This window comes from Cereibacter azotoformans, from assembly GCF_021391315.1.
In the GTDB taxonomy this organism is placed as follows: Bacteria; Pseudomonadota; Alphaproteobacteria; order Rhodobacterales; family Rhodobacteraceae; genus Cereibacter_A; species Cereibacter_A azotoformans.
In genome coordinates, this window is record NZ_CP090022.1 from 652,812 (window position 1) to 665,874 (window position 13,063).

A 13,063-nucleotide genomic window follows, 5' to 3' on the forward strand; every position below is an offset into this window, starting at 1 on the left:
GGGGGCGGAGCTTCTGCTGCGGAAGCCTCCCGGGCCTCCTGCCGGCCCTGCACCGGGTTCTCGCGGATGTCGGGCGGGTCGGCCGCCATCCAGGAGGCGATGCAGGCCTCGGCCGCGCCGCCCCGCCGGACGAGGGGCTGCTTCTGGTCCGTCGGATGCTGAGATCGACCCCGCGCGCGAGGCGACCTATCGGCTGGGGATGGACCTGCACGCCGCGCGGCGCGAACGCGACCAGGCGCTGAGGCATTACGCAAGCTGCAAGGCGATGCTCGCGCGCGAACATGGCGTGCCCCCCGGCGTCGAGACCCAGCACCTCCGGCAGCGGCTGATCGACAGCCTCCCGCTTCAGAGGGCGGCCGCCCGGCGCCGGCCCACGGTCCGCGTCCTGACCTTCGAGAATCTCTCGGCCGATCCGGGGCAGGACCGCTATCTGCGCGGGCTGAAGGAGGCGATCGTCATCGAGCTTTCCTCATTGCGCGAGCTGGACGTGATCCACCACGAGGGAAGCGAGCCGGGCGAACCGGCCGATTTCGTGCTTCGCGGCAGTTTCCTGGCCGACGAGGGTGCGGTGCAGATCATCCTGCGGCTCGTCCATGCCGCCTCGGGGCTGTAGATCCCGGGCGAGCGGTTCCGCGGCACGCCGGGCCAGCAGATCGGCCTTCTGGACGAGATCGCGCAGCTGGCGACGCGCTTCGCGATGCTGCACGACCGCTGGCGGCTGCGCGACCAGATCCGGGCCGATCCGTTCCCGATCCGGCTGCTGCTCCTGCGGGCCCAAGCGCGCTACTGCGAGCTGACCGCCGCCTCGCTCGTCGAGGCGATCCGGCTGGCCGAGGAGGCGCTGGCGCTTGACCCCACCGGCCTCCGGGCGCAGCGGATGCTGGCGCTGGCGATCTCGGGTGCGCTGGTCCAGGGGGCCATCCCCCGCACGTCCGCGACGGTGGACCATGCCATCGAGCTTGTGCGCAACATGGCCCGCGCCGCAGCGCCCCGGCCTGCGGCGTGGGCCATGTTGCGCCGGGATTCATGCCGCGCTACCAGCAGGAGGCCCACCACGGGCGTCTCCTCGAGATGCTCCGCCGGGCGGGGCTGCCGGACCAGCGCCGCGTGCGGTTCAGCCCGTCTCGATCGTCACCTGCCGGCTCCCGGGCGAAAGCGGCAGGATGACCGTTCGCCCCCGCACCTCCAGCGGAAGGCCGTCCTGCGTCGCGCCGAGGATGCGCCCGGTGACGCCGCGGTTCTCCATCCGGATCAGGCTGCGCGAGGCGCCGTGAACGACCGTGGCCTCGATCCGCGGCCAGTGCTTCGGCAGGCAGGGGGCGATCAGCAGCCGGTCGCCCGACCGGCTCAGCCCGAGGATGCCTTCGATGCCGGCCCGATACATCCAGCCGGCCGAGCCGGTGTACCAGGTCCAGCCGCCGCGCCCCTCGTGCGGCGGGGTGGAATAGACATCGGCGGCGACCACATAGGGCTCGACCTTGTAGCGCGCGGCCTCGGCCGGGGTAAGCGCGTGGTTGATCGGGTTCAGCAGCGCAAACAGCGCCTGCGCGCGGTCGCCGTCGCCCAGCCGCGCATGGGCCAGGATCGCCCACATCGCCGCGTGGCTGTATTGTCCGCCATTTTCGCGCAGGCCGGGCGGGTAGCCCTTGATATAGCCCGGGTCCAGCGGCGTGCGGTCGAAGGGCGGGGTGAACAGCAGCGCAAGGCCGGGATCGGGGAGGATCAGATGCGTCTCGAGCGAGGCCATCGCCTGTGCCGCCCGCCCCGGATCGGCCGCCCCCGACAGGACGGCCCAGGTCTGGGCGATGCTGTCGATGCGGCATTCGCCCGAGGCCGCCGAGCCCAGCAGCGTGCCGTCGTCGAAGGTGCCGCGGCGATACCAGGCGCCGTCCCAGCCCTCAGCCTCGATCGCCTGCCGCAGACTCTCGGCATGGGCGCGCCAGCGGGCCGCGCGGGCGGGATCGCGCGCGTCGGCCAGGGGCGCCATCTGGTCCAGCGTGGCGATCAGCAGCCAGCCCAGCCAGACGCTGGTGCCCCGGCCGCCCTCGCCCACCCGGTTCATGCCGTCGTTCCAGTCGCCGGTGCCGATCAGCGGCATTCCGTTCGTGCCCGTCAGCGCGATCGCCTGATCCAGCCCGCGGGCGCAATGCTCGAACAGGCTGGCCGTCGCCTCCGAGACCTTCGGCTGGAAGAAGGCATCATGCGCCCCGGGATCGAGCGGCGGCCCTTCGAGGAAGGGCACCTGTTCGTCCAGCACCGCAAGATCGCCGGTGACGGCGACGTGGCGGGCGACGCCGTGGGCCAGCCACACCCGGTCGTCCGAGATCCGCGTCCGCACCCCTTGCCCCGAATGCGGCAGCCACCAGTGCTGCACGTCGCCCTCGGGGAACTGGCGGGCGGCGGCGCGCAGCAGGTGGGCGCGCGTCATCCCGGGGCGCGAGAAGGTCAGCGCCATGCCGTCCTGCAGCTGGTCGCGGAAACCATAGGCGCCGCTGGCCTGATAGAAGCCCGCCCGCGCCCAGATCCGGCAGGCCAGGGTCTGATAGAGCAGCCAGCCGTTCAGCAGGATGTCCATCGCCCGGTCGGGAGTGCTGATCTGCACCGAGGTCAGCAGGTCGGTCCAGTGCTGCGCGACCTGCGCTTCCAGCGCATCGAGATCGGCGGTGCGCAGCTTCGCGATCAGGGCGCGGGCGGCCTCGGGGCCCTCGGTCTGGCCCAGCAGGATCACCAGCTCGGCGCTTTCGCCGGGGGCGAGGGTCAGGTCGCGCTGCAACGCGGCGCAAGGGTCCAGCCCCGCGCCGCTGCGGCCCGAGAGCGGATGGGCAAGCCCGGCAGGCGCGGCCATGCTGCCGCCCCGGCCCAGGAACGCGGCGCGGTCGCAGGTCCAGCCCGTCATCCCCGCGCCGATGTCGGCGAAGGCCACGCGGCCGGGAAAGGCCGAACTCCACGGGTTGCGGGCAAACAGGCTGCCCTCCGCCGCATCCGTCACCAGATAGGGCGCGGTCGCGCAGCGGTGCGGCCCCAGCACCCATTCGGCATAGGCGGTGACCGACAGGTGCCGCACCCGGCCCGAGCGGTTGGTCAGCCGCAGCCGGGTGATCTTCACCGGATCGTCCAGAGGCACGAACTGGCCCATCGTGGCCTCAATGCCGCCCGCGCCATGCGCGAAGCGGCTGTAGCCGAAGCCGTGGCGCGCGACATAGGTGCCCCGGCCGCGGATCGGCAGGGCGGTGGGCGTCCAGACCTCGCCCGTGTCCCGGTCGCGCAGATAGACCGCCTCGCCCGCGGGATCGCAGACCGGATCGTTGCTCCAGGGCGTCAGCTGGTTCTCGCGGCTGTTCTCGGCCCAGCTGTGGCCGCTGCCTTCGGCCGAGACCTGAAAGCCGAAGCCGGGGTTGGCGATCACGTTCAGCCAGGGCGCCGGGGTCGTGGCGCCCTCCTGCAGCAGGATGACATATTCGCGGCCATTCTTCGCGAAGCCGCCGGTGCCGTTGAAGAACTCCAGCGCCTCGGGCGGCGGCGCGGGATCGGGGGCGGGGCGGGCGGCGGCCACGGCCCGCGGCGGCGGCACGGGCATCGGCAGGCTCTCCAGCTGCTGGCCGATGCTGCCGCGCCGCGCCACCAGCACCACCCGCGCCACCGACAGCAGCAGCGCCCGCGCCTCGGGCGTGATCCGGTCGGCGCGCAGCACGAAGACGCCGCCGCGCCCCTCGGCCACGCCCGCATCCGTCCGGGGCCGCGACTGCGACCTGCGCAGGGCGGTCTCAATCGCCCCCTGCAGATCCTGCACATAGCTGGCGGCGCGGTCGTTCAGGATCACCAGATCCACCGGAAGCTGCCGCGCACGCCAGTATTCGTGCGCGGCCAGAAGCTGGGCGACCTTGCCCATGTCCTCGATGTCCTCGATCTGCAGCAGCACGATGGGCAGGTCGCCCGAGATGCCCTGCGGCCAGAGCCCCGCCTGCGGCCCGGCGCCCGCCGCGATCCGCGCCCGCGAGGGGCGCAGGCGGCCGTCGCCGCGCAGGATGAACCCGGCCAGCCGCTGGAAATCGGCAGCCTCGGCGCTGCTCACGTCCAGATGGCGCAGCTGCACCTGCGCCTTGGTCCAGGCCAGCGTCACCGCCCGCTCGAAGGCGGACGGATCGCGGTGGCGGTCCACCATGTCGAGAAGCCCGTCCGAACTGTCCGCCAGCATCGTCCAGAAGGTCAGGCGCGCCATGCCCCCCGCCGGCACGAGAAGCCGGCGCCGGATCGCCAGGATCGGGTCCAGCACCGTGCCGGTGGTTCCCGACAGCGGCGCCTGCGCCATCGCCGGATCGGCCAGCGAGCGGCCGCGCCCGATGAAGCGCGCGCGGTCGGTCTCGATCTGGTGGGGCGCGGTCTCGGCGCCTTCCACCACCGCGATATGGGCCGCCCAGACCTCGGGCTCGTCGGGCGAGCGGCGCCGGCGGGTGGCGATGATGACCCCCAGTTCGGGCAGGTGGTCGGTCACGACGAACAGCTTGGAAAAGGCCGGATGCGCCAGATCGGCGGCGGCGGGCGCCAGAACCAGTTCCGCGCAGGAGGTCAGGTCGATCTCGCGCGGGTGGCGGCCGGTGTTGCCCAGCGTGACCCGCCGCGCCTCGGCATCGTCCTCGGCCGAGACCACGACCTCGGTCGTGGTCAGAAGCGTGCCCTGCCGGTGGGTGAAGGTGGCCTGATGCTCGCTGAAGACGGCCGAGCAGCGCCCCGGCCCCGGCAGCGGCTGCGCCCCCGCCGACCAGACCGCGCCAGAGCCGACGTCGCGCGCATAGATGAACGTCCCCAGCGCGTCGCGGGTGGCATCGGAGCGCCAGCGCGTCACCGCCATGTCGCGCCACTGGCTGAAGCCGGCGCCGGTGGGCGTCAGCATCACCCCGTAGCGGCCGTTCGACAGCAGATGCGCGGTCGGGGGCGCGGTCTCGGGCGCCTCGAAGCGGCGGACGGCGGGGGCGGCCTCGGTCTCGTCGGCGGCGACCAGAACCTCCTCGGCGCGCGGAGGGGCGGCGTTCACGTCGCGCGGCACCCGTTCCTGCAGCAGCAGGTCCACCGCCTGCACCAGAGGGTCGGCGTGGAAGCGGCGGCGCAGAAGGCCGCCCTGCACCACATTGGCGATGGCCGCGATGGTCATGCCCTGATGATGGGCCATGAAGCTTCGCACCACGGCCGCGCTCTCGCCCTCGGGCAGGCGGTTGGCGGTGAAATCCACCGCCTCGTAGAAGCCGTGGCGCCCCTCGGCCCCCAGCGCGCGCAGGGCGTGGAAGTTGCGCACCGCCCCGGCCGGATCGACCATGGCGGCCAGCGCCGTGGCATAGGGCGCGATCACCCGGTTCTCGCCCAGCCCGCGCTTCAGCCCCAGACCCGGCACGCCGAAGTTGGAATATTGATAGGTCATCTCCAGGTCGCGGGCGTTGTAGGAGGATTCCGAGATCCCCCACGGCGTCCCCATCGCCCGGCCATGATCCTGCTGGCGTGCCACGATCAGCCGGTTGGTCTGTTCCAGCAGCGAGCCCCGCGGCGCACGCATCACCAGCGAGGGCATCAGATATTCGAACATGCTGCCCGACCACGAGATCAGCGCCGCCCCCGCCCGCACCGGCGTGGCGCCCCGCCCCAGACGGAACCAGTGCCGCGTCGGGACATCGCCCTTGGCGATGGCGAACAGGCTGGCCAGCCGCGCCTCGGAGGCAAGAAGGTCGTAGCAGTTGGCATCGAGGCTGTTGGTCTCGGCGGAAAAGCCGATCGAGAGCAGCTTCTTCTCGGGGTCGAGCAGGAAGGCGAAATCCATGGCCAGCGCCATCCGGCGCGCCTGCGTCTCGACCGCCTGCAGCCGCGCGGTGAAGTCGGTGCGCGCCTCGGCGCGATGATCGGCCAGCCGCTCGCGCAGCGCCAGAAGCCAGCCGGGGGGCGGGTCGGGCGTGGCCGTCTCGATCAGCCCTTCCAGAGCCTCGGGCGGGGCGGCCTGCATCCGCGCCCGAAGCCCGGTCGGTTCGCAGCCCTCCTGCTCGGCCAGCGCCAGCGCATCCCTCAGGCCCGCGTGCAGGCCCGCCTGCGTCACCGGCGCCCGCCAGTCGCGGCAGGACCGCGCCACCGCCAGCAGGTGCCCGGCCAGGTTTCCGCTGTCGACCGACGAGACATAGGCCGGCGGCAGCACCCGAAGGTCGGTCGTGTCATACCAGTTGAAGAAATGCCCGCGGAAGCGCCGCATCCGCTGCAGGGTGGCCAGCGTCTCCTCCAGCCGGCGCAAGGCCCTTTCCTGACCGATCCAGCCCATGTCGCGCGCCACGACCGTGGACAGCAGGTAAAGCCCGATGTTGGTGGGCGAGGTGCGCTGCGCGATGACCGGCCGCGGGGTCTCCTGGAAGTTGTCGGGCGGCAGGTGGTGGCTGGCTTCGGTGACGAAGGTCTCGAAATAGCGCCATGTGCGGCGGGCGATCAGGCGCAGGTGGCGCGCATCCTGCGGTGTCACGGGGGCAAGCCCCGCGCGGCCGGGCCGGCTGATCCGCCAGGCCAGCGCCGGTGCCGCCAGCCACAGAAGCGCGAAGGGCAGGACCAGCGGCCAGACCGGCGGGTTCAGCAGCAGGGCGGCGCCGCTGACGCCAAGGCCAAGGCCTGCACCGCCCGCCATGCCGCGATAGCTGCCCGCAAGACCGGGCCGCCTGCCGCCCGCCGATTGCGCCGCGGTCACCCATTCCAGCAGATGCCGGCGACTGACCCGCAGCCGCCAGGCCGTGCGGCCGATCGCGTCCAGCATCCGCCAGCCGGCATCCGGCAGCAGCGTGATCTCCAGCGCGATCTGGCGCAGCGCCGCCGCGGTGTCGCTCGCCAGGGCGCTGAAATGGCTGCGCGAGGTCATGCCGGCGCGCCCCGGCAGGATGGCGAAGGGCAACGACAGCAGCCGGCCCAGCGACAGCATCGCCAGAACCAGCAGGCTGGCCAGCGCCGCCTGCGGCAGGGGCAGCAGCCAGCCCGCCGCCAGCGCCGCCAGCGCGAAGGGTGCCACCAGCGATCGGCGCAGGTTGTCGGCGATCTTCCAGCGCCCCAGCGGCGTCACCCCATGCCGCCTGGCGCCGAAGACCCAGGGCCAGAGCTGCCAGTCGCCGCGCACCCAGCGGTGCTGCCGCCGGGCGGCGACATCGTGGCGGGCGGGAAATTCCTCGACCAGTTCCACGTCCGAGACCAGCGCGGCGCGGGCGAAGATCCCTTCGTAAAGGTCGTGGCTGAGCATGGCGTTTTCCGGCACCCGCCCGGCCAGCGCCGCCTGGAAGGCGTCCAGGTCATAGAGGCCCTTGCCGGTGAACGAGCCCTCGCCGAACAGGTCCTGGTAGACGTCCGAGACCGCCGCCGCATAGGGCTCGATCCCGCCGGGGGCGGAACTGATGCGCTGGAAGCCGGAGCCGTCCTGCCCGACCGGAAGCGCGGGCGTCACGCGCGGCTGCAGGATCCCGTAGCCTTCGGTGACGCGCTGGCGGTCGGGGTCGAGACGGGGGCGGTTCAGCGGATGGGCGAGCTTGCCGATCAGCCGCCGCACCGCGTCGCGCGGCAGGCGCGTGTCGGCATCCAGCGTCAGCACGAAGCGCACATCCTGCGGCACGTCGCAGGCGAGAAAGCCGGTATCGGTCGCGCCGCGCAGCAGCCGGTTCAGCTCGGCCAGCTTGCCGCGCTTGCGCTCCCATCCCATCCAGCAGCCTTCGGACGGGTTCCAGTGCCGGCGGCGGTGCAGAAGCAGGAAGCGGTCGCCGCGGCCCGAGGGATGGGCGGCGTTCAGCCGGGCGATGCAGGCCATCGCCTGCGCGATCAGCGGCGCATCCGCGGGCGTCGTCTCGGTCGCGGCGTCCGTCCCGTCGGAGACCAGCGCGTAATGCACCGCCCCGCCGACGCTGGACAGGTGATGCACCTCGAGCCGCTCCAGATGCTCGGCCAGATCCTGCGCCCCGGTCAGCAGCACCGGCACCGCGACCAGCGTGCGCAGATCGTCCGGCACGCCCGCGGCCAGATCCAGCCCGGGCAGCGGCGCGGGCGAGACGCTGCGGGTGACGGCCAGATTGACCAGCGCGGTCGCGGCCTCGGTCGCCGGCAGCAGCGCGAGCAGCCCCAGCGGCAGCAGCGCCGCGGCCGGCGCACCCGCGGCGGCCAGCGCCCAGCCCGCACCGCCCAGAACCCCGGCCGTGGCCAGTCCGATGGCGCCGCCGTAGCCCGCCAGCCCCACCCGGCCGATGCGGCGGAATAGCCGCCGGCCCAGCGGCGGGCGATAGGCGATCCGCGCCTCGAGCGCGGCGCGGCCCGTGCCGATCAGCGCATGGCCGGGCTCGCGCTCGCGCGGGGTCGGGCCCTCGGCGGCCAGCGCCAGCGCGGCCTCGGCCACCTCCAGCTCGCTGGCGGCCGAGCCGCGGGCCAGCGTCTCGATCGCCGCCCGATAGCGGTCGCGGGTGGCGAAGTCCATCGCGCCGAACGCCGAGACCGCGCGAAGCCGCGCATCCACCCGGCTCATCTCCTCGAAGAACTCGGCCCAGTCGATTTCCGAAAGGGTGCGCATGCTGGTGACGATGTTGCGCATCGTGACGTTCGAGGCGCCCTGCCGCGCCTGCGCCCGGGCCACCACGTCGTCCGGGTCGGTGCCCTGACGGCGCAGCCGATCCTCGAGCCAGCCGAGCAAGGGGGTCTCGACCGGGTCGCAGCCGCGCAGCCGCTTGGCGATCTGCGCGGCCAGGATCTCGGGCAACTCGCCGCTGTCGGCCGGCAGCGGTGCCCCGGCCCCCGCGTCCACCAGCGCGTCCGCCGCCAGCCGCAGCGCGTGCGCCTCGTTGATCTGCACGGCGAGACGGCGCATGTTCTCGACCAGCACGATCCGCAGGGTGATCGCCACGGCCCAGAGCTCGCCGATCATCAGCGGCTGCACCTGCTGGTAGGCCTGCACGAAGCGGCCCAGCATCGGGCGGGCGACCAGACTGTCGGTATGGGCGACATAGGCCCAGGCCAGTTCCAGCACGCGCGGGTAGCCGGCGAAGGGTCCGGCGGCCAGCTTCGGCAACTGCCGGTAATAGCCCGGCGGCAGGTCCAGCGCGATCTGCGCCAGCTGCTTCTCGACCAGGTGGAAATTGTCCAGCAGCCACTGCGCGGCTGGCGGCACCGACTGGTGGCTGACCAGCGCCGCGCCGTTGTAGCGATAGGCCGCCAGCAGCACCGCGGCATTGTCCTTCAGCCGCCGGTTCAGCGCCAGAACCCGCCGGGGCCGACGCGCCACCGACTGCACCCGCGCAAGGCTCGTCGCGTGATCCTCCAGCCGCTCGGGGCCGAACAGTTCCTCCCGGATCGGGGAAAGGTCGCGCCACGGCGCCTGCGGCGCGGCGCCGGCCCAGGCGGGCCGCCGTTGCACGAGCGACCTGAGGCCCGCGCGTCCCCTGGCGGCCAGGCTCACTCGGATGCGGGAAGCGCGGCCGCGGAGGCATCGGCCGGGGCAGGGGGATCATCCCCGCTCGACGGAGCCCGCGCCGCGCCGGAGAGCCCGACGGGCCGCGCGGCGGGGGCGGACTGCACGCGCCGCGCCATCTCGTCCCATCTCTGCGTGATCTGGTTCCAGTTCATGACCCGTCCTCCTTTTCCGGTTGCGACGGAGGCCGGCCCGCGGGTGCCGGCGCCCGGATCTGCGCCTTGCGAAGCGCCCTTGGCAGCGGGGGCGGGCGGTCGGAGGGAAGAGGGCCCCGTGACCCGCGCCCGGCCTGCGGGGAGGCGAGGAGCCCGTCCGGCCTGGGCGGTCATGCGCCGTCCTTGCATCCTGAGCGCGACTTGATCGCCCCGCACTAACCTGCATCAGCTTGCGGGGACGGGGGCCGTGTCACTGTCCCGTTGCGGCGAGCGGCCCGCCGCAGGGCGCCCGCCCGTCGGGCGCTTCCCGCTGCGGATGCGGCGACGCGGCAGAAGCCTGCTGCGGCAGGCCCGAAGGCAGCCGATGTCAGGGACAAGGCGACATGGCGCGGCCCGGAAGGGCCAAGGCTGCACGCCCGGACATGGCGGGCCGGCGGCTGACGGACGCAAGGACATCACAAGGGGGTTTCATGGAATTCGGGAACGAAGGGGTCGACCGGACGGATGCGTCCGAGGCCGATCACAGGATCGCCAATCACCTGGCCATGCTGGCCGGCTATGTGCGGCTGAAGATGTCGGAAGTCTCGACCGGGGCGGAGGCGCCGGACAGGGCCTGCGTCCTGCGGCTGGTCGAGGGCATCGGCGCGCAGATGGCGGCGGTGGCGGACCTGCACAGGATGCTCTCGACCGGCGCCTGCCTTTCCTCAAGCGACATCGGCGTCCAGATCGGCCGGATCTGCGCCGCCTTCCGCGAGGGTCCGGCCTGTGGTGCCACGATCAGCTACAGCTCGGGGCCGGGGTGCCTGCTGCCGCTGCGCCAGATCCTTCCGGTCCTGCAGATCGTCAGCGAGGTGATGACGAACGCGCTGAAGCATGGCCACAAGGCGGACACGGCCACGGCGATCCGCGTCAGCTGCCGCAAGGACAGCCGTGACCGCATCGTGATTGCCATCAGGGATGCAGGCGAGGGAATCGCCCCGCAGGCCGGGGCAGGGCCACCGTCCGGCATCGGGCGGCGGCTGGTCGAGAACCTGGCCCGGCAGGTGGGCGGCACGATCCGCTACCGCTCATCGGCGACGGGGTTGGACTTCCGCCTGTCGCTTCCCGCGCTGGTCCGGCCGACGGCCGATCCGCGGCCGGTCGCGCCCGGCGGCGGCCCGCTTCGGGGGGCGAACCTTCAGAGCTCCCCCGGCCCGTGAGCCCTGCCCGGCGGGCAGGAAAAGGGCCGGCCCATCGTGACGATGCGCCGGCCCGACCGTTCAAGAGATTGGTTTTCAAGGGATGGGGTTCAAATGTCCTGCTGAAATGCCGTGAAACCAGGGTTACCTGCGGCGGACGGAGTTGCCGCCGGCAAGGATGCCGTTGATCAGCGCGGCAACGGCCGCGTGAAGCTCTGCCTGACCGTCTTCGCCGGTATCGTTGGCGTGGGCGGCAGCGGCATCCTGAAGGATGCCGACGATCTCGCGCTCCGGCAGCACGTTGCGGTCATTCAGCGCCAGAAGCAGCGATTCGCAGATCGCGAGGGCTGCCGTGCCGGGGACATCTGCAGGAGTTCTGGACATGAGGACCCTTCCGGGTGACATCGCGAGGCAAGAACTGCCCCGACGAGCGGACACCGGTCATCTTCGCAGTTTTGGCGGGGCAGACGCTGATCTGAAGCAGTATCTGGCGCCCCATCCCGGTTAAATTATCATCGAGCAGGTTTCTTCCCGGAGCAGGTCAAGGATGCGAGGCAGTCATGCAGGTTCAGGACACTCCGCTGGTTCGAAAACTGGGTGCCTTCGTCGCCCTGTCCGATCCCGAGCTGGAGATCCTGGGCAGGATGCACGGCCGCCCGCGCAGCTTCCCCGCCGGCGTGGACATGGTCCACGAGGGGCAGGTGAAGCGGTCGGCCTATGTGCTCGCCTCGGGCTGGGTCTGCTCCTACAAGACCGTCGCCGGGGGCGGCCGGCAGATCGTGGACTTCCAGGTGCCGGGGGATTTCCTTGGCCTGCGGTCGCTGCTGTTCCGCACGGCTGACCACAACATCGAGCCGGTCACGCGGGTCGAAGCCTCCGAGGTGCTGATCAGCGAGCTGATCGACGGCTTCACCCGCGCGCCGCGGCTGGCCACGGCCGTCCTCTGGGCCGCCTCGCGCGACGAGGCCATGGTGGTCGAGCATCTGGTCAGCATCGGGCGGCGCAACGCGCAGGAGCGCACGGCGCATTTCCTTCTGGAACTGGGGGCGCGGCTGACGCTCGTCGGGCTGGGGACGCAGGAAGGCTATGCCTGCCCGCTCTCGCAATATCTGCTGGCCGATGCGCTGGGGCTGAGCGCCGTCCACATCAACCGCGTGCTGCGCGAGCTGCGCGAGGCGGGGCTGATGAGCTTCCAGAAGGGCCGGGTGGAGTTCCACGACTTTGCGGGGCTCGTCGCCCTGGCCGATTTCGACCTGGCCTATCTGGACCACGACGGGCCGCTGCTGAAGTGACCCCGCAAGTGGGACGGCGGGGCAGGCCTTCGGGGAACGCATCATGGCGAGGGACCCCGACCGCCAGTCCGCCGAAATCCACATCCGCGTCGCACTCATCAACCGGTTCAACGCCCTCGGCACCGCCGAGATCGTCCGCGTCGCCTGACGTCAGGGGGGAAGGGGGGGCTATGCCTTCGTTCAATCCGCTGACGCGGACCAGCTTGAACTCGGACACAGGGCCGCTTCGAAGATCGCTTCGGCGTCGGCGGCGTCGTTCGGCGGGAAAACGATCCTGTCTACGGGAATTGGGCTATTGTGAGCGTGCGGACGGTTTGACGTAGAAGGGCGGGATCAGCCGCACCTCATGCCCGGGCTTGCCGATCTCGCGGCCCCAGAAATGCGCCCCGCCGCACGCTTCCATGGCCACCATGCAAGGCGCCAGGCGGCCGAAAAAGTCGAGCACCTGATCCCGCCGAAGCTTCTTCCGAAGCGCAGTTCTTCCCGAGGCGTCGGCGCCATGCGCCTGAAACACGTTCTTCGCCAGATCGAGCCCGACCGTGGTGATCTCTGACATGACCGCTCTCCTCTGTGGATCGCCGCAGACCCGACCTGGCACATCGATGCCGTCGGGCGGGCGGTCACATCATGTGTGGGTAGCCCCGGTTTTAGCGGGCTGTCGCCTCTGCGGTCATGATACGATCCAATGCGTCCATGTGTCAGGCCTCTTCATCAGTGGGCACTCTTCCCTTGGCCGGTATGGGATCCGGTCGTGTCGCGACTTCCGTGGAAATTGCCTGACAGCGTGCTCCGGGCATTTGAAGGTTGGGTTTCTCAGGCGGCGAGGTCAATGGGCAGGGGTCGAGAGGTCGGGCCAAGCGTCTCCCAGCCATCCACCTTGCGCATCTGGATCTGGCCGGACGCCAGCAGCGCCCAGAGCAGCATCGGCACGGTCTCGGCGCGGGGCAGCACGGTCTGAGCCGAGGCTGTGTGAAAACCCCTACCTGTGGT

At 71.7% G+C, this 13,063-nt stretch carries 7 protein-coding genes and 3 pseudogenes; 4 read left to right on the top strand and 6 right to left on the bottom strand.

Annotation, left to right across the window (positions count from 1 at the left end; genetic code table 11):
• The first annotated feature begins 199 nt into the window (after positions 1 to 199).
• Positions 200 to 613, top strand: a complete 414-nt coding sequence (locus LV780_RS18235; protein WP_108222706.1) for a hypothetical protein — start codon at positions 200 to 202, stop codon at positions 611 to 613.
• A gap of 170 nt (positions 614 to 783) precedes the next feature.
• Here LV780_RS18235 and LV780_RS18240 read toward each other — a convergent pair whose 3' ends face one another.
• From LV780_RS18240 to LV780_RS18250, 3 genes are read right to left on the bottom strand one after another with little or no spacing between them, the layout of a single operon-like run.
• Positions 784 to 1,056 (bottom strand): hypothetical protein, encoded by a 273-nt coding sequence (locus LV780_RS18240; RefSeq protein WP_108222705.1) that lies wholly within the window; start codon positions 1,054 to 1,056, stop codon positions 784 to 786.
• A gap of 58 nt (positions 1,057 to 1,114) precedes the next feature.
• Positions 1,115 to 9,394 (bottom strand): GH36-type glycosyl hydrolase domain-containing protein, encoded by an 8,280-nt coding sequence (locus tag LV780_RS18245; RefSeq protein ID WP_181969647.1) that lies wholly within the window; start codon positions 9,392 to 9,394, stop codon positions 1,115 to 1,117.
• Positions 9,395 to 9,432: 38 nt separating this feature from the next.
• Entirely contained in the window at positions 9,433 to 9,603 is a 171-nt protein-coding gene (locus LV780_RS18250; RefSeq protein ID WP_181318587.1) for a hypothetical protein, read from the bottom strand.
• A gap of 470 nt (positions 9,604 to 10,073) precedes the next feature.
• Here LV780_RS18250 and LV780_RS18255 point away from each other — a divergent pair, with 470 nt between their 5' ends.
• On the top strand, positions 10,074 to 10,802 hold the full coding sequence (locus LV780_RS18255; RefSeq protein WP_101342317.1) for a sensor histidine kinase: 729 nt from the start codon (positions 10,074 to 10,076) through the stop codon (positions 10,800 to 10,802).
• A 123-nt stretch (positions 10,803 to 10,925) separates the two neighbouring features.
• Here LV780_RS18255 and LV780_RS18260 read toward each other — a convergent pair whose 3' ends face one another.
• Positions 10,926 to 11,165, bottom strand: coding sequence for a hypothetical protein (locus tag LV780_RS18260; protein WP_011910420.1), 240 nt, complete (start codon positions 11,163 to 11,165; stop codon positions 10,926 to 10,928).
• A gap of 176 nt (positions 11,166 to 11,341) precedes the next feature.
• Between LV780_RS18260 and LV780_RS18265 the strand changes: the two genes are divergently transcribed.
• Positions 11,342 to 12,073, top strand: a complete 732-nt coding sequence (locus LV780_RS18265; protein WP_101342318.1) for a Crp/Fnr family transcriptional regulator — start codon at positions 11,342 to 11,344, stop codon at positions 12,071 to 12,073.
• Positions 12,074 to 12,095: 22 nt separating this feature from the next.
• Positions 12,096 to 12,221 (top strand): annotated as a pseudogene (locus LV780_RS18270) (IS5/IS1182 family transposase); the annotation flags it as partial.
• A gap of 59 nt (positions 12,222 to 12,280) precedes the next feature.
• Here LV780_RS18270 and LV780_RS18275 read toward each other — a convergent pair.
• Positions 12,281 to 12,629 (bottom strand): annotated as a pseudogene (locus tag LV780_RS18275) (IS110 family transposase); the annotation flags it as partial.
• Between the two features lie 257 nt (positions 12,630 to 12,886).
• Positions 12,887 to 13,030: pseudogene (locus LV780_RS18280) on the bottom strand (IS256 family transposase); the annotation flags it as partial.
• Positions 13,031 to 13,063 lie beyond the last annotated feature (33 nt).